General features: G+C 63.5%; 25 protein-coding genes and 2 pseudogenes. 18 read left to right on the top strand and 9 right to left on the bottom strand.

Annotated elements, in window-relative coordinates; translation table 11 throughout:
- The first annotated feature begins 24 nt into the window (after positions 1 to 24).
- Positions 25 to 312, top strand: a complete 288-nt coding sequence (locus ACMGE0_RS23945) for a DUF1330 domain-containing protein (protein ID WP_436818404.1) — start codon at positions 25 to 27, stop codon at positions 310 to 312.
- 104 nt (positions 313 to 416) lie between these two features.
- Positions 417 to 1397 (top strand): complex I NDUFA9 subunit family protein, encoded by a 981-nt coding sequence (locus tag ACMGE0_RS23940; RefSeq protein WP_436818403.1) that lies wholly within the window; start codon positions 417 to 419, stop codon positions 1395 to 1397.
- A gap of 444 nt (positions 1398 to 1841) precedes the next feature.
- Here ACMGE0_RS23940 and ACMGE0_RS23935 read toward each other — a convergent pair whose 3' ends face one another.
- Entirely contained in the window at positions 1842 to 2648 is an 807-nt protein-coding gene (locus ACMGE0_RS23935) for an undecaprenyl-diphosphate phosphatase (RefSeq protein ID WP_436818402.1), read from the bottom strand.
- A 151-nt stretch (positions 2649 to 2799) separates the two neighbouring features.
- On the opposite strand from ACMGE0_RS23935, the gene ACMGE0_RS23930 reads away from it, so the two are divergent.
- Genes ACMGE0_RS23930 through ACMGE0_RS23920 form a run of 3 tightly spaced genes read left to right on the top strand, consistent with a single transcriptional unit; the run spans position 2800 to position 5688 of the window.
- Positions 2800 to 3492 carry a glutathione S-transferase family protein gene (locus ACMGE0_RS23930; protein ID WP_436818401.1) on the top strand — a complete coding sequence of 231 codons (693 nt, stop codon included), beginning with the start codon at positions 2800 to 2802 and terminating at the stop codon, positions 3490 to 3492.
- Positions 3473 to 4645, top strand: coding sequence for a tRNA epoxyqueuosine(34) reductase QueG (queG, locus tag ACMGE0_RS23925; RefSeq protein ID WP_436818400.1), 1173 nt, complete (start codon positions 3473 to 3475; stop codon positions 4643 to 4645). Before ACMGE0_RS23930 ends, queG begins: the two co-directional genes overlap by 20 nt.
- Positions 4645 to 5688 carry an SDR family oxidoreductase gene (locus ACMGE0_RS23920; RefSeq protein ID WP_436818399.1) on the top strand — a complete coding sequence of 348 codons (1044 nt, stop codon included), beginning with the start codon at positions 4645 to 4647 and terminating at the stop codon, positions 5686 to 5688. The genes queG and ACMGE0_RS23920 overlap by 1 nt, the downstream gene beginning before the upstream one ends.
- Positions 5689 to 5855: 167 nt before the next feature.
- Here the strand turns inward: ACMGE0_RS23920 and ACMGE0_RS23915 are convergent, their stop codons facing one another.
- Positions 5856 to 6194, bottom strand: coding sequence for a hypothetical protein (locus ACMGE0_RS23915; protein WP_436818521.1), 339 nt, complete (start codon positions 6192 to 6194; stop codon positions 5856 to 5858).
- On the opposite strand from ACMGE0_RS23915, the gene ACMGE0_RS23910 reads away from it, so the two are divergent.
- The 10 genes and pseudogenes from ACMGE0_RS23910 to ACMGE0_RS23865 form a co-directional block, all read left to right on the top strand.
- A complete protein-coding gene (locus ACMGE0_RS23910; protein ID WP_436818517.1) occupies positions 6079 to 6480 on the top strand; it encodes a septal ring lytic transglycosylase RlpA family protein in 402 nt (133 codons plus the stop codon). The two genes, ACMGE0_RS23915 and ACMGE0_RS23910, sit on opposite strands and share 116 nt — an antisense overlap.
- Before the next feature lie 85 nt (positions 6481 to 6565).
- On the top strand, positions 6566 to 7855 hold the full coding sequence (locus ACMGE0_RS23905) for an RsmB/NOP family class I SAM-dependent RNA methyltransferase (protein WP_436818398.1): 1290 nt from the start codon (positions 6566 to 6568) through the stop codon (positions 7853 to 7855).
- Between the two features lie 133 nt (positions 7856 to 7988).
- Positions 7989 to 9263 carry an imelysin family protein gene (locus tag ACMGE0_RS23900; protein ID WP_436818397.1) on the top strand — a complete coding sequence of 425 codons (1275 nt, stop codon included), beginning with the start codon at positions 7989 to 7991 and terminating at the stop codon, positions 9261 to 9263.
- 377 nt (positions 9264 to 9640) lie between these two features.
- Positions 9641 to 11191 carry a di-heme oxidoreductase family protein gene (locus tag ACMGE0_RS23895; protein ID WP_436818396.1) on the top strand — a complete coding sequence of 517 codons (1551 nt, stop codon included), beginning with the start codon at positions 9641 to 9643 and terminating at the stop codon, positions 11189 to 11191.
- 12 nt (positions 11192 to 11203) lie between these two features.
- Positions 11204 to 12307, top strand: a complete 1104-nt coding sequence (locus ACMGE0_RS23890; RefSeq protein ID WP_436818395.1) for an imelysin family protein — start codon at positions 11204 to 11206, stop codon at positions 12305 to 12307.
- Between the two features lie 4 nt (positions 12308 to 12311).
- On the top strand, positions 12312 to 13400 hold the full coding sequence (locus ACMGE0_RS23885) for a DUF1513 domain-containing protein (RefSeq protein ID WP_436818394.1): 1089 nt from the start codon (positions 12312 to 12314) through the stop codon (positions 13398 to 13400).
- A gap of 80 nt (positions 13401 to 13480) precedes the next feature.
- Entirely contained in the window at positions 13481 to 13930 is a 450-nt protein-coding gene (locus ACMGE0_RS23880) for a PaaI family thioesterase (protein ID WP_436818393.1), read from the top strand.
- 26 nt (positions 13931 to 13956) lie between these two features.
- Positions 13957 to 14592 carry a 5'-methylthioadenosine/S-adenosylhomocysteine nucleosidase gene (locus tag ACMGE0_RS23875; protein ID WP_436818516.1) on the top strand — a complete coding sequence of 212 codons (636 nt, stop codon included), beginning with the start codon at positions 13957 to 13959 and terminating at the stop codon, positions 14590 to 14592.
- Positions 14593 to 14632: 40 nt separating this feature from the next.
- Positions 14633 to 16210: a glutamine-hydrolyzing GMP synthase gene (gene guaA / locus ACMGE0_RS23870; protein WP_436818392.1), complete on the top strand. Its 1578-nt coding sequence runs from the start codon at positions 14633 to 14635 to the stop codon at positions 16208 to 16210.
- A gap of 24 nt (positions 16211 to 16234) precedes the next feature.
- Positions 16235 to 16524: pseudogene (locus ACMGE0_RS23865) on the top strand (tyrosine-type recombinase/integrase); the annotation flags it as partial.
- A gap of 104 nt (positions 16525 to 16628) precedes the next feature.
- Here the strand turns inward: ACMGE0_RS23865 and ACMGE0_RS23860 are convergent.
- Complete coding sequence (locus tag ACMGE0_RS23860; protein ID WP_436818391.1) at positions 16629 to 17015, bottom strand: winged helix-turn-helix transcriptional regulator; 387 nt, start codon at positions 17013 to 17015, stop codon at positions 16629 to 16631.
- 126 nt (positions 17016 to 17141) lie between these two features.
- Between ACMGE0_RS23860 and ACMGE0_RS23855 the strand changes: the two genes are divergently transcribed.
- Together ACMGE0_RS23855 and ACMGE0_RS23850 are read left to right on the top strand one after the other, a co-directional pair.
- The gene (locus ACMGE0_RS23855) at positions 17142 to 17975 is read left to right on the top strand and encodes an enoyl-CoA hydratase/isomerase family protein (protein ID WP_436818390.1); all 834 of its coding nucleotides are present in this window, start codon (positions 17142 to 17144) and stop codon (positions 17973 to 17975) included.
- Between the two features lie 413 nt (positions 17976 to 18388).
- Positions 18389 to 19348: a quinone oxidoreductase family protein gene (locus tag ACMGE0_RS23850; RefSeq protein ID WP_436818389.1), complete on the top strand. Its 960-nt coding sequence runs from the start codon at positions 18389 to 18391 to the stop codon at positions 19346 to 19348.
- Positions 19349 to 19437: 89 nt separating this feature from the next.
- On the opposite strand, the gene ACMGE0_RS23845 is transcribed toward ACMGE0_RS23850, so the two are convergent.
- From ACMGE0_RS23845 to ACMGE0_RS23830, 4 genes are all read right to left on the bottom strand, one after another.
- The gene (locus ACMGE0_RS23845; protein ID WP_436818515.1) at positions 19438 to 19662 is read right to left on the bottom strand and encodes a LysR substrate-binding domain-containing protein; all 225 of its coding nucleotides are present in this window, start codon (positions 19660 to 19662) and stop codon (positions 19438 to 19440) included.
- Positions 19663 to 19989: 327 nt separating this feature from the next.
- Positions 19990 to 21039, bottom strand: coding sequence for an aldo/keto reductase (locus tag ACMGE0_RS23840; RefSeq protein ID WP_436818388.1), 1050 nt, complete (start codon positions 21037 to 21039; stop codon positions 19990 to 19992).
- 148 nt (positions 21040 to 21187) lie between these two features.
- Positions 21188 to 22039 (bottom strand): SDR family oxidoreductase, encoded by an 852-nt coding sequence (locus ACMGE0_RS23835; RefSeq protein WP_436818387.1) that lies wholly within the window; start codon positions 22037 to 22039, stop codon positions 21188 to 21190.
- A 106-nt stretch (positions 22040 to 22145) separates the two neighbouring features.
- Positions 22146 to 23462, bottom strand: a complete 1317-nt coding sequence (locus ACMGE0_RS23830; protein WP_436818386.1) for an MFS transporter — start codon at positions 23460 to 23462, stop codon at positions 22146 to 22148.
- 234 nt (positions 23463 to 23696) lie between these two features.
- Here ACMGE0_RS23830 and ACMGE0_RS23825 point away from each other — a divergent pair.
- Positions 23697 to 23939 (top strand): annotated as a pseudogene (locus ACMGE0_RS23825) (helix-turn-helix domain-containing protein); the annotation flags it as partial.
- A 74-nt stretch (positions 23940 to 24013) separates the two neighbouring features.
- Here the strand turns inward: ACMGE0_RS23825 and ACMGE0_RS23820 are convergent.
- Positions 24014 to 24829, bottom strand: coding sequence for an NAD-dependent epimerase/dehydratase family protein (locus tag ACMGE0_RS23820; RefSeq protein WP_436818385.1), 816 nt, complete (start codon positions 24827 to 24829; stop codon positions 24014 to 24016).
- Entirely contained in the window at positions 24826 to 25206 is a 381-nt protein-coding gene (locus ACMGE0_RS23815; RefSeq protein ID WP_436818384.1) for a MarR family winged helix-turn-helix transcriptional regulator, read from the bottom strand. Before ACMGE0_RS23815 ends, ACMGE0_RS23820 begins: the two co-directional genes overlap by 4 nt.
- Between the last annotated feature and the right edge of the window lie 238 nt (positions 25207 to 25444).

Below are 25444 nucleotides of genomic sequence, written 5' to 3'. Positions count from 1 at the left end.
CCGAACACGCCCTGGAGGAACATCATGGCAAAGGGATACTGGATCGCCCGCATCGATATCCGCGACCCCGAACGCTACAAGGACTATGTCGCAGCCACGAAGGTGCCCTTTGAGAAATACGGCGCCAAATTTCTCGCCCGCGGCGGCGAGATCACCGAGCTGGAAGGCAAGGCGCGCGCCCGCAACGTGGTGATCGAATTCCCCTCCAGGCAGGCGGCCGTCGACTGTTACCACTCGCCCGAATACCAGATCGCCGCAAAAATACGCCAGGAAGCGGCCGATGGCGAACTGGTCGTCGTGGACGGCGTCTAAACTCCCGAAAACCGCATGTGCTGCGGCACCGGAGACACTTCCACCCGTGCCGCAATTCGGTTAAACAGGCGCCAATCCTTCCCTTGCAGCTCCCGGAGCAGATCATGACCGTCAGCAACCTTCCGCCACTCGTCACCGTTTTCGGAGGATCGGGGTTCGTCGGGCGGCATGTGGTGCGGGCGCTCGCCAGGCGCGGTTATCGCGTCCGCGTCGCGGTGCGCCGTCCCGATCTCGCGGGCTTCCTGCTGCCGGCGGGCTATGTCGGGCAGATTTCGCTGGTTCAGGCGAACCTCCGCTACCGCCAGTCGATCTTCCGTGCCGTCGAAGGCTCTTCCCATCTGGTGAACTGCGTCGGCATCATGTTCGAGAGCGGCCGCAACACGTTCGATGCCGTGCAGGAGTTCGGCGTCCGTTCGATCGCGGAAGCGGCCAGCGCCGCCGGCGCCAGGCTGACCCACATCTCGGCGATCGGCGCCGATCCGAATTCGGAATCCTCCTATGCCCGCACCAAGGGCCGCGCGGAAGCGGCGATCTTCTCCTTGCTGCCGGACGCCGTGATCCTGCGGCCGTCGATCATGTTCGGCCCGGAGGACAGCTTCTTCAACAAGTTCGCTGCTATGGCGCGCATCTTCCCGGCCCTGCCGCTCGTCGGCGGCGGCAAAACGAAGTTTCAGCCGGTCTATGTCGAGGACGTTGCGGAAGCCGTCGCCCGTTCCGTCGACGGAACGATCACTTCGGGCAGGATCTACGAGCTCGGCGGCCCTGAGGTCATGACCTTCCGCCAATGTCTCGAGACCATGCAGCGCATCACCAACCGCGAGCGCTCGCTCATCTCGCTGCCCTTCGGCATCGCGTCGCTGATCGGCAGCCTCGCCTCGCTCATCCCCTTCGTGCAGCCGCCGATCACCCCCGATCAGGTGAAGCTGCTGAAGGTCGACAATATCGTTTCCGACGCTGCCGCGAAGGAAGGCCGCACGCTTGAAGGAATGGGCATCCGCCCGACGCTGGCCGCCTCGATCCTGCCCTCCTATCTGGTACAGTACAGGCCCCACGGCCAGTATACGGGATCAGGCCGGGCTGCCTGATCCTTTATTTAGGGAAGACTTATATCATCATTAAACCAGTGCGTTAGCCGCTCAAAAAGCGGGCATCGGTATTTTCGCGCCCATTTTCCGGGCAACGTCTGTGGCACAAAGGCCGCAGTTTCAAATCGTCGGGCGTTAACGGCGGATTCAGTAAAATCTTATATTGAAATCTTTCGGTTCCACCCATACACCCTCCTTCGCGGAACAGACGCAACCGTGACGATCAAATCATCCTTCGAAAGGCATTCCTCCATGGGCAGGCCCATCGCGCTCTTTTTTGCGTGCGCAGCATTGATCATTCTCGCGGGTTCCTTCATGGCTCCGAGAACGGGGGCGGTCGGCAAGAGCGAATGCGCACCCGCCTATGGCGTGGATCCCTGCAGCACGGCTGCTATCCTTCACTAATTCCGGGAGGACAGGCGGCCATGCAAGCCGCCTTTTCCTTCATGCGCCCAGGAGAAGGGCGATCAATCCAATGGCGCCGACCGCGATCCGCCAATAGGCGAAGGGCGCGTAGCCGCGGCTTGAGACGAAATCGAGCAGCGAGCGCACCACGACGATCGCTGTGACGAACGCCGCGACGAAGCCGACGGCGATTACGGCGCCGTCCGAGAAGCTCAGCGCATCGCGATTCTTATAGAGATCGAGCACGAACGCGCCGAGCATGGTCGGCATGGCGAGGAAGAAGGAGAATTCCGCCGCCGAGCGCTTGTCCGCGCCCATGAGCAGCGCGCCGACGATGGTGGCGCCCGAGCGCGACGTGCCGGGGATCATGGCCACACACTGGCAGAGGCCGATCTTGAAGGCGAGCGACAGCGGATAGTCCATCACGTCGTGATATTTCGGCTGAAACTTCATCTTGTCGACGGCAAGCAGCACGAAACCGCCCAGGATCAGCACCACGCAGATCAGCATCGGCGTCTCGAAGAGCACGGTCTTGATGAAATCGTGGGCGAGCGCACCGATCACCGCCGCAGGCAGGAAGGCGATCAGCACCGTCAGCACGAAACGCCTTGCCTTCGGGCTGGTCGGCAGGTCCATCGCGATCTGCAGCAGCTTTTGGGCATAAACGAGCAGAATCGCCAGGATCGCTCCGAGCTGGATCAGGACCGCGAAGGTGTTGCCGGGAGATTGGAAGCCGAGAAAATGGCCGGCGAGCAGGACGTGAGCAGTTGAGGAAACGGGAAGAAATTCCGTAAGCCCCTCGATCAAGCCAAGAACGAGGGCGCTGATGATGGACTGATCCGCCATTCTTAATCCTTTATTGAGCAGATAAGGGCAGTTTGAGGTACTCTATGAGCCGTTGCTTGTGTTGGCCCTACCAAATCCATATAGCTGGCATATGTCAGGCGGGCGCGCGAAGCGACCACATCCTCCCTATACACCATTCGTGAAGTTATCCATGCCTACCCTCTATCATCATCCCATGTCTTCGGCCTCGCGGTTCGTCCGGCTGATCCTCGCAGAATACGGCTTTCAGTCGGAACTGGTCGAAGAGCAGCCCTGGGAAAAGCGGAGGGAGTTCCTGACGCTCAACCCGGCGGGCACGCTTCCCGTCTACGTGGACGACAGCATGAGAGTGCTTTGTGGCCCTTCCGTGCTCCTGGAATTTCTGGACGAGACGCACGGCGTGCTGAAGCGCGACCGCCGGCTGCTCGCCGAAGATCCCTGGCAGCGGGCCGAAATCCGCCGCCTCACCGAATGGTTCCTGCAGAAAATGGAGCAGGACGTCACCCGGCCGCTCACCCGCGAGCGCATCTACAAGCTGCAGATGAGCGCGGCGCATGGCGGCGGCGCGCCCGATTCGAAAGTGCTGCGCACGTCGCGCGCCAATATCCGCCAGCACATGAAGTATCTTTCCTGGCTCGCCGGCTCGCGGCCCTGGCTTGCGGGCGACCGGCTGAGCTACGCAGACCTTGCCGCCGCCGCCTCGATTTCGGTGCTCGACTATCTCGGCGAAATCGACTGGGCCGAAACGCCCGTCGCCAAGGACTGGTACCAGCGGCTGAAATCCCGCCCCTCCTTCCGGCCGTTGCTTGCCGAACGCATCCGCGGCGTGACCCCGGTATCCCACTATGCGGACCTTGATTTCTGACCAGAGACGAGAGGACGAAAAGGCGTTCCGCCGGGGGGAGAAGCTGACCGCCTTCATTCGCGAGGAAGCGGGAGCCCAAGGCTTCGACCTCTGTCGGATCACCGGGCCGGACAGCATTCCGCGCGCGCCGGAACGGCTTCAGACCTTCCTCGACGAAGGCCATCACGGCACGATGGCGTGGATGGCCGAGACGCGGGAGCGCCGCGCCGATCCGAAGGCGCTCTGGTCCGAGGTCAAATCCATCGTCCTGTTCGGTCTGAACTACGGTCCGGACGAAGACCCGCGCGGCATTCTCGACAAGCCGGACAAGGCGGCGATCTCGGTCTATGCCCGCAACCGCGACTATCACGACGTCGTCAAGGGCCGGCTGAAGGAAATCGCCACGCGGTTTGCCGCTCGCGCCGGCGAGGACGTCAAGGTCTTCGTCGATACGGCGCCCGTCATGGAAAAGCCGCTTGCCGAGGCGGCCGGCCTCGGCTGGCAGGGCAAGCACACCAATCTCGTCAGCCGCACGCACGGCTCCTGGCTCTTCCTCGGCAGCCTGTTCACCACGGCCGACCTTATTCAGGATGTGCCGGAGGCCGACCATTGCGGTTCCTGCCGCGCCTGCCTCGACGCCTGCCCGACGGCCGCCTTTCCCGCACCTTACAGGCTCGATGCGCGGCGCTGCATCTCCTATCTGACGATCGAGCACAAAGGGCCGATCGATCCGGAATTCCGGCCGCTGATCGGCAACCGTATCTATGGCTGCGACGACTGTCTCGCCGCCTGTCCGTGGAACAAGTTCGCGGCAAGCGCCTCCGAAATGAAGCTCCGCGCGCGGGAGGATCTCAAGGAACCGCCGATCGCCTTCCTGCTGACGCTCGACGACGCCGCTTTCCGCGCCTTCTTCAGCGGCTCCCCGGTGAAGCGCATCGGCCGGGACCGCTTCGTCCGCAACGTGCTGATCGCGGCCGGCAATTCCGGCGATCCGGGTCTGATCGGGCAATGCCTCGAACTCGCGCGCGACCCCTCGCCTGTCGTGCGCGGCATGGCTATATGGGCCTTGAAACGCCTCATGCGGCAGGAGGACTTCGCCCGGTTTGCGCAAACGCGCGAGGTGGAGGATGATCCGGACGTGCAGGAAGAATGGCGACTGGCGGGAGCGGGTTGATGCGGGTGATGATCTTCGGATGCGGCTATTCGGGCCAGGCGATCGCGGAAGCGTTCAAGGCGGAAGGCGCCCGGGTTTCCGGCACGACGCGGACGCCGGCAAAAGCGCTTGAACTGGCAGACAGGGACATCAAGGCCTTCGTCTTCGACGGCAGCCCGTTCAGCGCGGAATTGCTGGCGGAGTTGAAGGAGGCGACTCACCTTGTCCAGTCGATTCCTCCAACAAAGGTCAAGAGCGAGCCGCCCCCTCACCCGGCCTCAGCTCCGCTCGGCCACCCTCTCCCCGAGGGGAGAGGAGAAACGGCGGCGGCGCAGCCTCTCCCCTTCTCCCCAGCGGGGAGAAGGTGGCCCGAAGGGTCGGATGAGGGGGGCGACCCTCAAGGCCCGATCCCGCCTACCGAAGGCGGTCCTCTGCTGAAGCTGGTGCGGGGCAGACTGCGGGACCTCTGCCCCAAGCTCGAATGGATCGGCTATCTCTCGACCGTCGGCGTCTACGGCGATCACGGCGGCGGCTGGGTGACGGAAGAGACACCCGGCAGCCCCGTCCAGGGCCGTTCCATCGAAAGGGTGGACACCGAGGAAGCCTGGGCGACGGAGGGCGAGGCCGCCGGCGCGCCGCTCGCAAGGCTGCGCCTTTCAGGCATCTACGGCCCCGGGCGCAACGCCTTCGTCAATCTCGCCCGCGGCACGGCACGGCGCATCATAAAGCAAGGCCAGGTCTTCAACCGCATCCGCGTCGAGGACATTGCGGGTGCCACCGTCTTCCTCGCGAAGGGGAAGATGGGCGGCATATATAATGTCACCGACGACGAGCCCGGTCCGCCGCAGGACGTCATCGTCGAGGCTGCCCGCCTGATGGGCGTCGAGCCGCCGCCGGAACAGGATTTCGAGACCGCCGAGATGACCCCGATGGCACGCTCCTTCTACGGCGCCAACAAGCGCGTTTCGAACGCCAAGATCCGCGCCGCGGGCTTTCAATTCCGCTTCCCGAATTATCGCATGTCGCTCGCTGAAATGTGGTCCACGGACCTCTGGAGAGGTTGAGTTTTCCCGTTTTGAAACGGATGAAATTTCCATCCACTTCTTCCGCCGGATCATTATTTCTTAATATTTGGGGCAACGCATCACAAAATTTGCGCGAATGAGGCAGAGAATCCTGCGTTGCAACAAATTTTTTTCTGCAATTTTTGTGATCGCGGCGCTACGCAGAGTCACGCTGGAATTCCATTCCGCTTTCCTGCTGTTTTTAAATGTTTTCTTCTGTCACAATTTAGCTGGCTTCTTAAAAAGATTGCGAGCAATTTAATCACGAATGTTACAGCCTGTAATGTTCCGTGATCGAAAACCCCACTTTTTCGCCATTTTTCGCCCTGCTTAGCCGTTTTTGCACGCAACGTGCAGGGACAAACGACGGGGACGACGACTTTGAAAAAAATTCGACGCTCGATTTGCGCCGCGGCGGCCGCTGCAAGTTTTGCACTTCTCGGCTCCGCGCAGGCCAATGCTGCGCCCGGATGCGGCCACGCATCCTGGTATGCTCTGACTTCCAAGACGGCATCCGGCGAACGGATGAATCCTTCCAAACTGACCGCGGCGCATCGCTCGCTGCCCTTCGGCACCAAGGTCAAGGTCACCAACAAGCGAAACGGCAAAAGCGTCATCGTGCGCATCAACGACCGTGGGCCCTTCATCCGCGGGCGGGTGATCGACGTGTCGAAGGCCGCGGCGCAGAACATCGGCATGGTCAGCGCCGGCACGGCGCAGGTCTGCTATCAGATCGTTGCCGCCGAGAACCAGAAGGTCGCCGGCAAGGGCCTGAAGGACGTCGACGGCTGAGACCGCAAGGTCCCGCCCCTTGCCCTTCCGCCCGATCGCGGTTAGGAACCCAAGTCATACGGGTGCAACCGAAACGGAGAGCGACATGCGACTGGGCGGGCGATTGGCCGGAGCCATCGAGGTGCTGGCCGACATCGAGACGCGCAAGCGTCCTGTCGCCGACGCCCTCAAGGACTGGGGCCTGGCGCATCGTTTCGCCGGTTCCGGCGACCGGGCCGCGATCGGCAACATCGTCTACGACGCGTTGCGCATGCGGCTCTCGCACGCTTGGCTCATGGACGACGAAAGCCCCACCGCCCTAGCCCATGCGGTCCTCATCCGGCAATGGGGCCTCACCCCTGAAGCTCTCCAGGCCGAGTTCGCCGATGACCGCTTCGCGCCGCCGGCGCTTACCGAGGCGAACGTCTCGGCGCTGGCCTCCCGCAATCTCGAAGACGCATCCCCGCACGTACAGGGCGACATCCCGGACTGGATCCAGCCGTCCTTCGAAGCCAATTTCGGCGAGGACTGGCTTGTCGAGGCCAAGGCGCTGGCCGGCCGGCCGACCCTCGATCTGCGCGCCAATACGCTGAAGGCAAGCCGGGAGAAAGTCGTCAGGGCTCTGGAACGCTCCGGTGCGAAACCTTCGCGCATCGCCAGAAACGGCATCCGGATTGCCGCCGGCGAGGGAGCGTCCCGGCTGCCGAACGTCACAGCCGAACTTTCATTCCAGAAGGGCTGGTTCGAGGTTCAGGACGAAGGCTCGCAGATCGTCGCCGATCTCGTGCAGCCCGGCGAACACGACCAGGTGCTCGACTATTGCGCCGGCGGCGGCGGCAAGACGCTCGCCATGGCGGCCGCCATGCACAACAAAGGGCAGATCCATGCCTATGACGCCGACCGCAAGCGGCTGGCGCCGATCATCGAACGGCTGCGCCGCGCCGGCACCCGCAACGTTCAGGTCCATGACGACGCCCGGCAGCTCGACGCGCTGAAAGGCAAGCTCGATGCCGTGCTGGTCGATGCCCCCTGCACCGGCACCGGCACCTGGCGCCGGCGGCCGGACACCAAGTGGCGCCTGACGCCGAAAAACCTCGACGAACGCATCGCCCAGCAGCAGGAGGCGCTTGCCGAAGCGGCCGCCTTCGTGAGGCCGGGCGGCGCGCTTCTCTACGTCACCTGCTCCATCCTGCCGGAGGAAAACGACGCGCAGGTTTCGCGCTTCTGCGCCGACAATCCCGAATTTTCGATCGCTCCGGCCGCGGCACATTGGCACGATATCTTCGGGAAGGGCGCTCCGCGGCCGCGATCACAGGATGCATCGACCGTTACTCTCACGCCCGCAAGTACCGATACGGACGGATTCTTTTTCTGCCGCATGCAACGCAAGGTTTGAACAAGACCAAATGCGGCCAGGGCATGCCTTCTTCTTTCAAAGTATTCTAAACTAGATCGTTTGACACCAGTTTCCATTTGCGCGAAGAACGCGTCTTGGGCGGTAGGAAGCCTGGCCGCCGAAGGAGAGGGACATGATCCGCAAGACCGTTTTCGGCGCCACGTTGGCGCTTCTCGCCGCCTCCGCGGCGTTCACCGTCACGCCGGCCGAGGCCGCCGACTCCGCATCCGTGGTAAAGCATTACGCCGAGTTGGCGGAAGCCAAGTATCAGGACTCGCTCACCACCGCCAAGGCGCTGGACGCGGCGATCGACGCGCTGATCGCCACGCCGAGCGAGGCGACCCTCGAGGCCGCCAAGGATGCCTGGATCAAGGCGCGCGTTCCCTATCAGCAGACGGAAGTCTATCGCTTCGGCAATCCGATCGTCGACGATTGGGAAGGCAAGGTAAACGCCTGGCCGCTCGATGAGGGCCTGATCGACTATGTCGACGGCTCCTATGGCACGGAGAGCGATTCCAACCCGCTCTACGTCGCGAACGTGATCGCCAATCCGAAGATCAAGATCAACGGCGAGGATTTCGACGCGACCGATATCACGCCCGAGACGATCCGGGGCCTGAACGAAGCCGGCGAGATCGAGGCGAATGTCGCGACCGGCTATCACGCCATCGAATTCCTGCTCTGGGGCCAGGATCTGCACGGCACCGGCCCGGGTGCGGGCGAACGGCCCTATACCGACTACGACAAGGCCAATTGCACCGGCGGCAATTGCGACCGCCGCGCGGCCTATCTCAAGGCCGCCTCGACGCTGCTCGTCTCCGATCTCGAGGACATGGTGAAGGCCTGGGCGCCGGACGGCGAGGCCTCCAAGCATGTCGAGGCCGATCCGAAGGCCGGCTTGACTGCGATCCTGACCGGCATGGGCTCGCTCTCCTACGGCGAGCTTGCCGGCGAGCGCATGAAGCTCGGCCTGCTGCTGCACGATCCGGAAGAAGAGCACGATTGCTTCTCCGACAATACCTATGCCTCGCATCTCAACGACGCGATCGGCATCAAGTCGGCCTATACCGGCGAATACGTCCGCGCCGACGGCACCAAGATGACCGGTCCGTCGCTTTCGGAACTGGTCGCCGCCAAGGACAAGGCGCTCGACACGGAAGTCAAAGGCAAGCTCGACGCGACGCTCGCGGCGATGAACGCCATGGCCGACCGCGCCCAGAAGGTCGAGGCCTACGACCAGATGATCGGCGAGGGCAACACCCAGGGCAATGCGGTCGTGCAGAAGGCGATCGACGGCCTTGTCGATCAGACCAAAAGCATCGAGCGCGTCATTGCGTCGCTCGATCTCGGCACGGTCGAGCTTGAAGGTTCCGACAGCCTCGACAACCCCGACGCCGTCTTCAAATGATGAACTGAAAAGGCGGGCCGCGGCGAAGAGTTTGCGGCCCGAACATCGATGAACGTGCGAAAAGTAAGCCGCCATACCGTCTGGCCTTCCGGCTACCTTCCTGACGAGGGCGAGCCGTTGACCTATGGCGGAAAACAGCGCGGCATACCGATCTCCCCCCTTGAGGGGGAGATGCCCGGCAGGGCAGAGGGGGGTATTTCCCCGCCACACTCATCGATCGACTTCGATACGACGTTGTCATCCCCCTCTGTCACTCTCGTGACATCTCCCCCTCAAGGGGGGAGATCAGAGGGAGCTTGCCGCCCTCCTCGTCGCTCACATGCAATGGTTTCCCCTCGGAGTGGACAGGCTGGGGAGGGGCATCGTCCCGGCAATCCATGACCCCTGCAATACGTCGCAAATCCATCCCGATTTTCCTCCTGCCGATTCTTTCGGGCGTCCTTCTTCTGACCCCGCTGATCGCGGCCGGCGGCGATCCGATCTTCCCCACGACCCGTTCGGACCTCAATCCGAAGGATCAAAAGCGCGTCGAGGCCGTGACGCGCCCGGCGACGGATTTCTCCAAGCCCGAGCAGTTCGAACTGATGGAAGGCGGGGCGGCGACCAGCCGCGCCATCGTCAACGGCGACGCCTTCTCGCATTCTTCCGCCAACCTCACCTTCGAGGAGGAGCAGACCTTCAAGCTCGGCAATGCGCTCTTCACCAAGCTCTGGGTTTCGGCACCTTCCTCGACGCAGGCCTCCGACGGGCTCGGGCCACTCTTCAACGCGCGCGCCTGCCAGAGCTGTCACCTGAAAGACGGCCGCGGCCATCCGCCGGAAGGTTCCGCCGATGCGACGTCGATGTTTCTCCGGCTCGCCCGCCCTGCCCGCACCGACGACGAGCGCGAGGCGGTCGCCGACCACCGGAAGCTCAATTTCCCGGACGCGACCTATGGCGAGCAGCTACAGGATCTCGCCGTACCTGGCCTGAAATCCGAGGGACGGATGCAGGTTTCCTACGAGGAAACTCCCGTGACGCTTGCCGGCGGCGAGGTGGTGCATCTGCGCAAGCCGACCTATTCCGTCGCTGGCCTTAGTCACGGCCCTCTGGAAAGCGACGTGACTGTTTCGCCGCGCATCGCACCGCCGATGATCGGCATGGGGCTCATCCAGGCGATCCACGAAAGCGACATTCTCGCCAAGGCCGATCCCGACGACAGGGACGGCGACGGCGTTTCCGGCAAGCCGGCGCTGGTGCGCGACCACCGGAGCGGAGAACTGAAACTCGGACGGTTCGGCTACAAGGCGCAGAACGCGACGATCCGCGACCAGAGCGCATCCGCATTCGCCGGCGACATGGGCATCTCCACCCCGGACAATCCTTCAAGCTATGGCGACTGCACCGAGGCGGAAGCCGAATGCCTCGCCATGCCGACCGGCGTGCAGCAAAGGCTCGGCCCGGTCGAGGCGCCCGATCCGGTCATGGAGCTCGTGACGTTCTATTCGGAAAACCTCGCGGTCCCCGCCCGGCGCAACCTTGCCGATCCGACGGTGCTGAAGGGCAAGCAGCTCTTCCACCAGTCCGGCTGCATCGCCTGCCACACGCCGAAATTCGTGACGAGCCGGGATGCCGGCAACAAGGCGCATGCCTTCCAGCTCATCTGGCCCTATTCGGATTTCCTGCTGCACGACATGGGCGAAGGCCTCGCCGACGGGCAGCAGGTCGGCGTCGCGGCCGGCCGCGAATGGCGCACGCAGCCGCTCTGGGGCATCGGCCTGACGGAGACCGTCAACGCCCATACCTTCTTCCTGCACGACGGGCGGGCGCGCAACCTCACCGAAGCCATCCTCTGGCATGGCGGGGAAGCGCAACAGGCACGCGACGCCTTCGCCGCGCTTTCGAAGGACGACCGTGCTGCCCTCGTCAAATTCCTTGAGTCTCTTTAAGGGGTCACTCTGATGCGCACAATTCTTGCCGCGGGACTCATTTCGCTCCTGCCCGCCGTGACATTCGCTCAGGAGGCCGACACCGCGCCTGCCGTGACGCTTCCCGAGGCGGAGGTGACGAAAGTGATGACGGCAGCGGTCGACGGCTTCATCCGGCCCGGCTACGACGCCTTCCAGCAGTCGGCCGAGACAATGACCGCCGCCATGAAGACGCTCTGCGAGGCGCCCTCCCCGGCTCATCACGATGCCGCCAAGGCCGCCTTTCGCGATACGGCGGTGAGCTGGGCGCATATCGAAGTGGTGCGCGTCGGCCCGGTGATCGAGCAGAACCGTTTCGAGCGCATCCTCTTCTATCCCGACCGCAAGAGCACCGGGTTGAAGCAGGTGCAGGCCGTGCTTTCCAAATCGGATGAAACGGCGGCCGACCCCGCGACGCTCGCCACCAAGAGCGTCGCCACGCAAGGTTTCGGGGCACTGGAATATCTGCTCTTCGGCACCGGTTCCGAGACGCTTTCGAGCGAAAAGAACGGTTTCCGCTGCCGCTACGGCGCGGCAGTCGCCGGCAATATCGCCAATGTCGCCAGGGAGCTTTCCGGCATCTGGGACGCGCCGGACGGCATCCAGAAGGCGTGGGAACAGCCGGGGCCGGACAATCCGGCCTTCCGCACCGGCGGCGAGGCGGTGACCGCGCTGCTCGGCATTCTCGTGCATGGCGCCGAAACCGTGCGCGACCAGCGTATCGAGACCTTCTACAAGGGCGCGGACAAGGCGAAATTTCCAAGACAGGCGCTGTTCTGGCGTTCGGAAAGCACCTGGCCGAGCGTGAAGGGCAATCTCGAAGGCCTTTCGGCGCTGCTGGAAAAATCCGGCATGGTGGAGCTGCTGCAGGAAAAGGACCGGCCGGTCGTCGCCGAAATACAGTCCACGCTGAAATCGATGATCGAGCTATCCGGCACCATCACGCCCGACCTCGAAAAGGCCGTGTCCGACGAAGCCGAACGAAGGAAGCTCGATACGCTGCTGGCGGACGGCAGGAATGTCATCGCCAGGCTGAACGACGGCTATGGCGGCGCGATCGGCCTCAGCTCCGGCTTCTCCTTCGCGGACGGGGACTGATTTCATGACCTGGCGCGGCGAGGCCATCGACCGGCGCGGTTTTCTGAAGGCAGCGGGGATCGCCTTCACCGCCGCACTTTCGCCGCGCGCGCTGATGGCGCTCGAACGGACCGATGCGGTCTATGCCTCGGGGTTTCGCGCGCCGGACGGCTCGTTCGGCATCGCCACCGTCTCGGAACGCGGCGAGATCATCGATCGCGTGGCGCTGCCCGCCCGCGCCCACGGCATGGCCTACAGCGCCGCGACCGGCCGCGCCGTCGCCTTCGCCCGCCGTCCCGGCACCTTCGCCATGGTCTTCGATCCGTCTCGACAGGCCAAGCCCGTGATGCTCACTTCCCCGGAAGGCCGGCATTTCTACGGCCACGGGCATTTCTCGCCGGACGGCACCCTGCTCTATGCCAGCGAGAACGATTTCGACGGCAATCGCGGCATGATCGGCATCTACGACGCGCGCGACGAATTCCGCCGCATCGGCGAGTTCGACGCCCATGGCATCGGCACGCATGACATGACCGTTTCCGACGACGGCCGCTTCCTCGTCATCGCCAATGGCGGCATCGAGACTCATCCGGATTTCGGCCGTACCAAGCTCAATCTCGACCGTATGGACCCGTCGCTGGTGCTGCTCGACGCGAAGACCGGCGCGCTCATCCAGCGGCACGGCCTGCCCGCCGCACTCCGCCAGCTTTCGACCCGACATCTGGATATCGGCGAGGATGGCCGGATGTGGTTCGCCTGCCAGTGGGAAGGGCCGCGCAACGTCCTGCCGCCGCTTGCCGGCTGGTTCGGGCATGGCGAGGACCTTTCCTTCGTCTCGCTGCCGGAGGAGACAACGATCCGGCTCGGCAACTATGTGGGCGCTATCGCCGTCAACCGCCGCGAAGGGCTCGTTGGCCTCACCTCCCCCATCGGCGGCGCGGCCGTGATCCTCGATGCGAAGACCGGCGCGGTGCTCAAGGAAGAAAAAGTCCGCGATGCCGCCGGGGTCGCGCCCGCGGCGCACGGCATCGCAGTCTCCTCCTACGACGGGGAGTTCAACGACACCCATAGCCAAGTGGCGTGGGACCAGCATATCGTCCGCATAGATTCTTAGCTCTCTCCCAAAACCCGCCGCGGCGGCTTGCCGAACACATTTCCCCATGCCAATTTCGCATCTGCGAAAGGAATGGGAAAATGAACGGGAGAGACACAGGCGATTTCCGCGAGCGGGTGCGCCGGAGCTTTGACAAGCAGGGCGCGATGGCGATGCTCGGCGCAGAGCTGACGCGCGTCGAACCGGCCTTGGTGGAGATCGAGCTGCCCTTCGATCAGAAACTCACCCAGCAGCACGGTTTTCTGCACGCCGGCGTCATCTCCGCCGCGCTCGATTCCGCCTGCGGCTATGCCGCCTATACGGTCATCGATCCGGAAGCCTCGATCCTCACCATCGAATTCAAGGTGAACCTGATGTCGCCCGGCCGCGGCGAACGCTTCCTCTTCCGCGGCGAGATCACCAAGCCGGGCTCCACCATCATCGTCGCAGACGGCCGCGCCTATGCGATCGGCGACGGCCCCGCCAAGCTCATCGCCTCCATGACCGGCACGATGATGGTGATCCGCGGCAGACAGGACGTGACCGGATGACCGTTTCGCTCCCCCGAGGGTTGCCGATGGGCGAGCCGACCCATGCCGGCGGCAAATCCGTTCTCTTCGTCATGGCGGTGGACGCAGAATACGGTCCGGCACTCAAATCCCGCATCAAGCCGCTGATGACCGGCGTCGGTCCGGTCGAGGCCGCCGTGGTGCTCTCCCATGCGCTGACGAAGCTGGAGGCGGCCGGGGAACTGCCCGACCTCGTCGTCTCGCTCGGGTCGGCCGGTTCCCGCAGTCTCGAACAGACGGAAATCTACCAGGTCTCCTCCGTCGCCTATCGCGACATGGACGCCTCACCGCTCGGGTTCGAAAAAGGCCGGACGCCCTTTCTCGACCATCCGGCAATCATGCCGCTTGCGCTTCGCATTCCCGGCATTCCGGCAGCCTCGCTCTCCACCGGCGGCAATATCGTCTCCGGCGCGGCCTACGATCTCGTCGAAGCCGACATGGTCGACATGGAGACCTTCGCGGTCATGCGCTGCTGCCAGCTTTTCGATATTCCGCTCGTCGGCCTGCGCGGCATTTCCGACGGCAAGGAGGAGCTGAAGCATGTCAACGACTGGACCGAATACCTGCATGTGATCGACGAAAAACTGGCGGGAGCGGTCGACAGCCTCACGAAGGCCCTGAAAAGCGGCGAATTGGCGCTCTGACGCAGTTGCACAAAATGCAACTTTTCTTTAAAGGCTCGCCATGACCCAGATAGCTCATCCCGACAGCATCCTCATCATCGATTTCGGCAGCCAGGTGACGCAGCTCATTGCGCGTCGCATCCGCGAATCCGGCGTCTACTGCGAAATCCACCCGTTCCAGAACGCCGCCGCCGCGTTCGAGAAACTCCAGCCGAAGGGCGTGATCTTCTCCGGCGGTCCGGCCTCGGTCACCGACGCAGGCAGCCCCCGCGCGCCGCAGGTCGTGTTCGAGCACGGTGTGCCGATCCTCGGCATCTGCTACGGCCAGCAGACGATGGCGACGCAACTCGGCGGCGTGGTCGAGGGAGGCCATGCAGCAGAATTCGGCCGTGCCGACGTGGAGATCAAGAAGCCGAGCCCGCTGTTCGACGGTTTCTGGGACGTGGGAGGGCGCTACCCCGTGTGGATGAGCCACGGCGACCGCGTCACGCAGCTTCCCGACGGTTTCGAGGTCATCGCAACATCGGAAAACGCGCCCTTCGCGATCGCTGCCGACGAGAGCCGACACTACTATTCCACGATGTTCCACCCGGAAGTGGTGCACACGCCGGATGGGGCCAAGCTGCTCTCCAACTTCGTGCACAAAATCGTCGGGCTGAAATCCGACTGGACCATGTCCGCCTACCGCGCCGAGATGATCCGCAAGATCCGCGAACAGGTGGGTGACGGCCGGGTGCTCTGCGCGCTTTCCGGCGGCGTCGATTCGTCCGTCGCGGCTGTCCTCATCCATGAGGCGATCGGCGACCAGCTCACCTGCGTTTTCGTGGATCATGGCCTGATGCGCCTCAACGAGGCCGAGGAAGTGGTCAAGATGTTCCGCGACCACTACAACCTGCCGCTGGTCCATGTGGATGCCTCCGACCTGTTCCTCACCGAGCTCGCCGGCGTTTCCGATCCGGAAGTGAAGCGCAAGACGATCGGCCGCCTGTTCATCGAGGTCTTCGAGGCGGAGGCCAAGAAGATCGCCGAGGACGGCAAGGGGGCACCCGCCTTCCTCGCCCAGGGCACGCTCTATCCGGACGTCATCGAAAGCGTCTCCTTCTCCGGCGGACCTTCGGTGACCATCAAGAGCCACCACAATGTCGGCGGCCTGCCCGAGCGGATGAACATGAAGCTCGTCGAACCGCTGCGCGAGCTCTTCAAGGACGAGGTGCGCGCGCTCGGCCGGGAGCTCGGCCTGCCCGAGCAGTTCATCGGACGCCACCCCTTCCCGGGTCCGGGCCTTGCCATCCGCTGCCCCGGCGGCGTGACGCGCGAAAAGCTCGACATCCTGCGCAAGGCGGATGCGATCTATCTCGAAGAAATCCGCAAGGCCGGCCTCTACGACACGATCTGGCAGGCATTCGCCGTGCTGCTGCCGGTGCAGACGGTCGGCGTCATGGGTGACTACCGCACCTACGACTTCGTCTGCGCGCTGCGCGCCGTGACCTCAGTGGATGGCATGACGGCGGATTTTTATCCCTACGACATGAACTTCCTCGGCCGCACGGCGACCCGCATCATCAACGAGGTGCGCGGCATCAACCGCGTCGTCTACGACGTGACCAGCAAGCCGCCGGGCACGATCGAGTGGGAATGATTTTGGCCCATCCGGGCGTATCCGCGTCGCGAGACCGTCTACCTCGGGAAGTATGGACGCGATGGCATCTCGCTGGCGCGCTCGCGAACTCTGCATCGACGCAAGAAGGGCCGTCAGCGAAAGACGCTTACCCGCGATCGAGAAGCAGCGTGAGAAGCGGCGGTTGAAGGAAGCGAAGAGCTTCGGGGAATTCGGAGAGAAGTGGCTCGTCAATGCGCCGATGGCTGACAGCACACGCGCGATGAGATGCTCGATCTTTGAGCGAGAGCTTATGCCGGTTTTGACGGAACAGATTGCTGACTGAGATCACCCCGATGATCTGCGGGATCACCGACCCTAGCTTGCCTACTCTGGTCAGCAAGACGTCCGACGGGGATTTGCCGCTGACTGGGTTTGACGTGACGTTCAACACCACCGTTCAGGCTGCGGCCCCGCCTTCGCGCGCGTCATAACTGCGCTGGCAGTGCTGAATCACATCGATGTTCTCGACCGTCCAATCGAACAGGATCGAGAAGGGTCCTTGTAACGACTGGCCAAGTGGCGTCAGCGCATATTCGACGCCGAGCACGCGTCCATCCAGAACCCTGCGCGTCACCATGCCGTTGCGCTCCAGCTTGCGCAGCGTCTGGGTCAGCACGCGTTGGGTGACGCCACCGAGGCGACGCTTGATGGCGTTGAAGCGGCGGGGCTCGCTGAGCACCGCCAGCACCATCATCGACCACTTGTCCGCGATCTGATCGAGGATCACGCGGCTCGGGCAATCGGCACGGTAGACCGGATCATTTTCACTTATCGGCTCATCCATCGGTATCCTCCGGCATCCCTGGGATGCTTCAGGTGCATAATTGACGCTAGGTATCTGATGAATACTTTTAAGATCAATGGCGCGAAACACCAGTGCCAGAGTTTCCCGAAGAGCAGAGATTTACATATGACAGAGACAGATTTCGGAAGGCTTCGGATCTCCAAAACCGATGGGGTTGCGACGATCACCATCGACAATCCGCCGGTAAACGTCCTCGATGTAGGCCTGATGAGCGAGATCCGCCGCTTTCTCCTTTCCGTTCGCGATGACCCGGACACGCGCGTCCTCGTTTTCCAGAGCGCGGACCCGGAGTTCTTCATAGCCCATGTCGACATGACATTGATCGACGAACCGCATGCCTTCGACGATTTTGTTCGCGAGGCTCCGGCAGGCCTCAATCCGTTCCAGGCGTTCGGCGAACTTCTGCGCGAACAGCCGCAGGTGACGATCGTCAAGCTCGCCGGGCTGGCGCGCGGCGGCGGTGCAGAGTTCGTCGCCGCGGCTGACATGGCGTTCGCCGCCGAAGGACGGGCGGGGCTTGCCCAATGCGAGGCGCTGATGGGCATCACGCCCGGAGGCGGTGCCACCCAGTATCTGTCCAGCCGGATGACGCGCGGACGCGCGCTTGAATTGATCCTTGGCGCCGATCTCGTCGATGCGACGACAGCGGAACGCTATGGTTGGATCAACCGGGCGCTGCCGGCCTCCGAGCTTGATGGCTTCGTTGACCGGCTGGCGCGCAACATCGCCGCCTTGCCCGAAGGCGTCATCGCCGCTGCCAAGAAGGCTGTGCCGCCAACTGATCTTCGGGATGGATTTCGCCGTGAGCACGACGCCTGGGCGGGTCTTTTCGAACGCCCGGTTGCCGAAAAGCTTATCCGAGGCGGGCTCAGGGCCGGCGCGCAGACCAGGGACGGTGAGCGAAACCTGGAAGGCCTGCTCCGGGCATTGGAAGCGTGAGTTCGCGACTGAAGCAAGACGACGAAGGCGCTGTGCGGCATATATCGCTTCGGCGGTCGTCGATGAGCCCGGTGCACAGATGATGATCAAGCGGTCGCCGGGTCTTCAGTGTTTCCGCCTCGCAAGACAGTCGGACGGGATGGACCGGCACAAGGTCATGGCGACCCTACATCTAGAATCCGCGTTCCGGCTCTTGGCTGCGGGTCTGCTGGCAGAACAACGCTGAGTATGGCCACTTCGCGCTTAGCAGCCGAGGATCCTATCGGCCGCGTTCCTCATTCTGCGACATAGATGAGCACGTCTCCGCACTATCGTATCATGATATGCGGTGGCACCTGTACCAGCATGGCGCTTCATGGCCCATCGTTTCGACAAAACTCCCGCGATCTCCTTCGCGCACGAAAGGAATAGCGATGAAAGCAGCTGTATACGACCACAACGGGCCACCAGAAGTATTTCGCTATACCGACGTGCATGATCCGAAGATCAGTTCTGGAGACGTCCTGATCCGCGTGGAGGCCATTTCCATTGAGGGCGGCGACGTGATCAACCGTCGCAGTTCGCTACCAGAACATCCCGCATATGTTGTCGGCTATGCCGCAACGGGCACCGTGGTGGCGATCGGCGACGACGTCCCGGATCGCCAGATCGGCGATAGGGTTACATCTTGGGGGCTTAGCGGATCCCACGCGCAATTCCGTGCGGTACCGACGTATCAGACCTGGTTGCTACCCTCAGGCGTGGACGCTGCCCAGGCCGCCACTATCCCGATTGGCTTCGGAACGGCACATCATTGCCTCTTTGCACGCGGTCGGCTGTCAAGTGGAAGTACCGTCTTGATTCAAGGTGCTGCAGGGGGTGTTGGGATCGCGGCGGTGCAGCTTGCGCGCCAGGCCGGCGCGACTGTGATTGCCGTCGCAAGCGGCGGGGATCGTGCGAAGAGACTCACCAATCTCGGCGCATCGAGCGTCATCGATCATAACACCGATGCCGTCGTGGATGCGGTCCGTGACCTCACCGACGGTCGGGGCGTCGATCTCGTCATCGATCCGGTGGGCTCCACCTTGGGGACCTCTCTCGCGGCGCTCTGCGATGAAGGAACCCTGGTGTCAGTGGGCAACGCTGGCGGCGTGCCGTTGACCATGGATCTCTGGCAGGCGGTACAGCGCAATCAGTCGATCCTCGGGGTGTTCATGGGAACCGTGCTGTCACGGCCGGCGGTGCGCCAAACGATCGACGCCATGCTAGCCGATCTCTCGCAAGGGAGGCTCACCGTGCCGATCGACCGCCAGTTCCCCCTTGCTCAGGCCGCAGCTGCTCATCGTTATGTCGAGGACAACAAGATACTCGGCCGGGTACTTCTAATCCCCTGACCGCTGCGAACCCGACCGAAGATGCATCGATCTTCGAACGCGTACCGTGGATCACAAACGACTCGCTGCGACGCGGCGGCGCGTTAGAGTCAGGACCCATTGATGCGAGGGGCGCGATCTGATTCAGGCTCTACGAGGAGACTGGGGTTGGCGAACAACTTGAAGTCGCCTTGCTGGGCCCGAACCGCCGCCAGATGCTCGCGCCGACCGCCATCACGAAGATCGATGCTGACCTGCGGGTGCCGCTCCGCATAGGCTTGAACGAGTTGGCGCAGGAACCCGCCCGCCAGCGACGTGAGAATGCCGATGCGCACCAAACCGGATTCCACCCGCCGCGCTGCATGAGCAGAGCGCCTGGCCGCTTCGAGCTGTTCGAGCGCGGCGAGGCCTCGGTCAGGAAGCGTCGCCCCGCCGGTGTCAGCCGCACACTGTGGCGCGTCCGCTCGAATAGCGACACGCCGAGATGATCCTCGAGCTGCTTGAGGGCCTATAAGCAGGTCCTTTCGGGGTAGTCGGTGGGGCCACCGAAGGCGCTTGTTTGTCAGGGCTGCCTTCGGTGGCCCTGGAGATCGCAGCGGATGGGGGTGTCCGGCGACCTCCTTCGGATCTTCGGGAACGGGCGGCGCTTCCCTGATCCGATCTCAGGTCGTGGCGGCCGGAGGAGCAAGCAGCGGCGGCTTTGGCGGCGCTTCGCGGACGCGTTGCATCCAGGCCGGATATTCCGGTGCGATCCCGCTGACGGCGTTCAGTCTGGCAAGATCATCGGTAGTGAGCACGACATCTGCTGCACCCGCGCTGTCGTCGAACTGCTCGATGCGTTTCGCACCAATGATCACACTCGTGACGTGGGGCTGGTGCAGCAGCCAGGCGAGCGCGATCCGCGCGGCGCTGACGCCTTTGTCAGATGCGATAGCCTCCATGGCGTCGATCACCTGATGGGCGCGGTCCATGGCGACAGGCGGGAAGTCGAAGGTCGTGCGCCGGCTACCTTCCTCGGCTTGCTTGTCGCGGCCGAACTTGCCGCTGAGCAGTCCGCCGGCCAGCGGGCTCCACACCAGCAGGCCGAGCTTCTCAGCCTTGATGAGCGGCACGATTTCGCGTTCGAGGTCCCGGCCGGCGAGCGTGTAGTAGTTCTGCGTCGTGGCGATCTTGGCGAGGTTCAGGCGTTCGCTGTGGCCGAGCGCGCGAGCCATCTGCCAGGCCGACCAGTTCGAGACGCCGACATAGCGGACGAGGCCCTGCCGTACGAGCGTATCAAGCGCGGCGAGGCTCTCCTCGATCGGCGTCACGGTGTCGATGTTGTGGAGCTGGTAGAGATCGATATGGTCGACCTGGAGGCGCTTGAGGCTCGCCTTGACGCCGTCGAGAATGTGGCCTCGCGAATTGCCGTGGTCGTTTGGGCCCGGGCCGACGGGGCCGCACACCTTCGTGGCGATCACCACGTCCTCGCGCCGGACGCCGAGGTTTTTCAACGAGTGGCCGACCATCTCCTCCGACACGCCCTCCGAGTAGATATCGGCGGTATCGATGAAGTTGATGCCGTGCTCGAGGGCGCGGGCAATGAGCGCCTGCGCGTCCTCCTGCTGAACATTGCCCATATTCGCCCAGATGCCCTTGCCGCCGAACGTCATGGTTCCAAGGCAAAGCTCGGAGACGAAGAGACCGGTATTACCGAGTGGCTTGTATTTCATGAAACTTTCCTTTCTAGGGATCTCGGAGTGATCGAGATGCTCCTCCTCCCGCTGGGTGTGGCCCTCGCCTCGGGGCCGTGGTCGTCGACGGTGATGCTGGCGGGTCGCTCCGGCGTCTTGGCGGCGTCGGCAAGCCGGCTGTCCTCCATCAGCCGAGACCGCCGTTCGCGAATACATTCTGACCGTCGATCCAGGCGCCCTCCTGCGAGCAGAGAAGAGCGATGACGCCGGCGATGTCTTCCGGCAGGCCCAGGCGGCCGAGCGGCGTCTGCTCGGGAATTCCCCGAAGCGCTGCTTCTCCGTGTTGACGCAGGAGCTGCGTGTCGACGGCGCCGGGCGCTATGGAATTGACGGAGATGTTCCGGCCAGCCAATTCCTTGGCGAGGACGCTGGAAAAGAGCACCTGAGCGCTTTTCGTGGCTGCATATGCGCCCGTCGCCGGCGGCGGCGTCTTGATGATACTCGAAGCCAGGCTGATGATCCGGCCGCCGTCACGCGTACGCTGCGCCGCTTCGCGCAGCACGTTGAAGCTGCCCTTCACATTGGTGGCCATCATTCGATCGAACGCGGCGTCGGTCATTTGGGCGAAGGGGCCAACATTCATGATCCCCGCGTTGTTCACCACCACATCGACCCCGCCGAAGGCCTCTTCATTGGCGTCGAAGAGCGCCTTGACCGCTGCGGGATCAGCGACGTCCCCTTGGCGAACGATGGCGCGACCACCAGCCGCCTCGATGTCGGCCACGACCCGGGCGGCAAGATCGCGGTTGGTGAGGTAGTTCACCGTCACGGCATAGCCGTCGCGCGCCAGACGCTTGACGGTGGCGGCGCCGATGCCCCGCGACGAGCCGGTGACGACGGCGGCCCGGCCGGCACCCGGCAGAGCACCGGAGCCGCCCGTGGACGTTTGGGCCGAAGCCGCGCCTCCCAGGGCGAGAGCCGCGGGGGCGGCGGCAGCGAGGGTCATGAAGGTGCGGCGGGAGCTATCAGTATCGGACATTTCGATGGTCTCCTTTCTTGAGACTGGTCAATTGCTTGGGTAGGCGTGGCGGTGCCCGCCGGGCGGTGCGCCACGACCTGGTAGGCGGATCGGCGCGGAGACAGCGTCAGCGGCCGCGAAGCAGGATGGCGATGCGCCGGTTTGCGATCAGCATCGCGATGCCGGTGAGGACGCTCGCCACCGGGACGATCAGCAGCCCCAACCCAAGCCCATTGGGCACTTGCGCAGCCGTTGCCGCGTCGCTGACCATACCGACGATGAGAGGCCCGAGTGCCGGCCCAAGAAGACCGGAGCCGATCATCACGAGGCTGGACGCCTGTGCCTGCTTGCCCTCGCCGGCGACGAGATGCGCTGCGCCGAAGGCCCATGGCATCATGAACGAGAAGGACAGCATCCCTGGTACGAGGAGGGCTATGGACATCCAGCCCGCGGGCGCGAACAAGGCCGCGCTCGTGGTCGCACTGGCGATCAGGAAGAGAATGGCTGGCGGTCCGAGCACGCTTCCGGTGCCTGAGCTCACCGAGCGGTCGAACCAGCGCCCGCCAAGCAGCGCGCCGATGATGCCCATCAGGCCCTGCAAGAGACCAAAGGCCAGTCCGACCTCGCTCGCGCTATAGCCGTGCGTGCGGATGAGGAACGGCGCGGAGAAGGCGTAGAAGGGCGATGCGGCGAAGCCGACGAAGATCGCACCGATGAACAGCCAGCGGAACGCCGGGCTCGCCAGCAACCGCCGGCTGGATTCCACGAAAGGTTCGCTGTTGGCGGCCGAACGTTCGAGCGTTGGGGTCGGACCCGGGACAATGAACGCCAACAGGGCGATCAGGCCGCCGATGGCTCCGGCGCCAATCATCGCGGTGCGCCATCCCAGCGTGTCGCCGATTGCGCCGCCGGCGGCGAAGCCGACCATGGTGCCGAGCGGGATTCCCATGGCGAAGAGGCCGATGGCCAGGCCGCGGCGCTCCGGCCGGATCTTGCGAGCGATCAGCGCGTGGCCGGCAGGCACCGCGCCAGCCTCTCCGAACGCGACGCCGAACCGCGTGAAAGCCAGCAGCAGAAAGCTTGCTGCGAAGCCGCCGAACGTCGTCATGACGCTCCAGAGCAGAATGCACGAAACCAGGACCAGGCGAGGCGATCCGCGATCGGACGCACGGGCGAGCGGCAGCGACAGCAGCGAATAGCAGACCGCGAAGGCGAGCCCCGTCAGCAGGCCCATCTGGGTATCGCTGAGCCCAAGGTCGGCTTTAATCGTCTCGGCGAGAATGAACGGAAGTATTCTATCGATCTGGGAAAACGCATTGATCAGAATAAGCGTGACAAAGATCGCCGCAACGCGCCAACCACGTACATATTCATTTCCGGTATCTTCGGTGAGGAGCGGTGGGGCTCTTTGTATATTTATTGACTGCGCGGCAGTTTCTGTCATATGTGGCACACTCCTCGCTTGGGTCGCGCCTTCAAGCTAGATAGAGTGTCCAATGATCAGAATGCCCGAAGCCTCAAAAAACTTGCCCAATCCTGCAAACGACGATATCGTGCCGGTTGAGGTCCACGTGTGGCGTTGGCCCCGTAACCCACCGGAGGTCCGCGTGCCGTCGTCGCTATTCGGGGCGATCACCGCCTATGTCGACGCCCAGGGCGGTGGCCAGGGCCTGTTTCCAAGGCAATGACCTCGATGACGCCGCTGCAGTTCCAAAAGCAGTTGCGCCTTCTCGAGGCACGACGCCTCATGGTGACAGAGGATGCAAACGTCACCGAGGCCGCCTATCAGGTCGGCTATGAAAGCGCGTCGCAGTTCAGCCGCGAGTATTCCCGGATGTTTGGCGCTGCTCCGAAGCGGGACGTCATGAACCAGCAGCGCCTGTACAGCGAATATGTCAGCCGCAGGGTGCAAAGCGCGTAGCAGCTTCATCGTGTGATGAGAGGGCCGCGCTTGGCGGTTCTGCCCGGAGCGGCTCTCTCGGTGTGCAACGCGTATCACATCAGCTTTTCCTGCACGGCCTGATAGACGGTCCGCACTACGGGCTGGAAGCCAAGACTGCGGGCAAGTGAGACATCCATGTGCAGGCGCCAGGGATTGTCGAGGGGCGCAGAGGACGGTTCCATCGTGCCCCCAACCAGTCCGACAAGCTCGTAGATCGAAGTCGGGGCCTCATCGGCGATGTTGACGATGCGCCCATCCATCGCGCCGGTCAGGGCCAAGCTCATGGCGGTGGCAATGTCGCGATGATGAACCAAGCTCATCCGCTGGGCGGGATGCATTTTGAAGTTGGCGACCAGTCGGGGCAACTCTTCCAGATGCCCGTCCTTGTCGCCATAGACGAAGCCGAACCGCTGGATCGACCAGTTCAGCCCGCATTCGCGCAGCGCCTTCTCTGCGGCGAGCTTGCTGGCCGGATAGGCCTGTTGAGGATCGGCGGCATCGTCCTCGCGGCCTGGGTGCGGGCTGTCAGCGTTATAGACATTGGACGTGCTTGCCAGGATGAAACGCGCCTCGGGCGCACGCGCCTTCGCCGCGGCGATGAGGTTGCGCGTGCCTTCGAGGTTGCTTCTCCAGATCAGGACGGTGTCGGGCGTTCGAAAAACCGCGGCGAGATGGATAATCGCTGATACGCCCTCCACCGCTCGCATGAGAGAAGCAGGATCGAGAAGGTCCGCCTCCACCGCGCTCACGCCGGCGGGCGCTTCTTTCCCGCCACGCATGAGAGCGCGGCAATGCACCCCCGCCTCGACAAGGCGGGGGAGAAGGCGGGCTCCGACGAGCCCGGTTGCACCGGTCACCAAGACTGTCATGGATATGTTCCTTTTTCGAGAAGGTGTTCGAGCCGCTCTGTCGCGGTCTGGAGAACCTTGACCGTGGCCGCGATTTCGGCGGCGTCGATGCCGTCGAACGCGACTGAGCGAATGAAGCTGAGATCGGGCAACTCGCCCCACAGCTTCGCGCCAGCCGCCGTCATGCGGAGAAGCTTCTGCCGCTGGTCAACCCGGTCGGGTTCTTGCTCCACGAGACCCTTGCGCACGAGGGTTGCGACAATCCCGGTCATTGTCGCTCGCTCGATTTCGAGCAAGCGCGCAAGATCGCGCTGCATGGTCGGCCCGGCAGTCGCGAGCTGGTAGAGCACGTACCACTGCACGGAGCCGAGATCGTAAGGGCGCAGCACAGAATCCATGACCGCCCGACCGGCGAAGTAGCACCGCTTCGCCCAGGCTCCCACCAGATCACGGCCCGACCTTTCCCGTTCATCGTTCAACGAAGCACACCCTTAGATTCGCTAGTTACCTAGCAAATATGTAAGGTGCCAAACAAATGTCAAGAGACGTGCCTGGCCCTCGCTCGAAGCTGGAGGATTGGGCAAGTTTTTTGAGGCTTCCGGCATGGAATATTTGCGCGCTGTAAGCATGTTGGAA

Origin of the sequence: Neorhizobium descurainiae (genome assembly GCF_051400715.1) — a bacterium.
GTDB lineage: Bacteria > Pseudomonadota > Alphaproteobacteria > Rhizobiales > Rhizobiaceae > Neorhizobium.
Note: the sequence above shows the minus strand (reverse complement) of the source record. Positions and strands in the feature narration are given on the sequence as shown.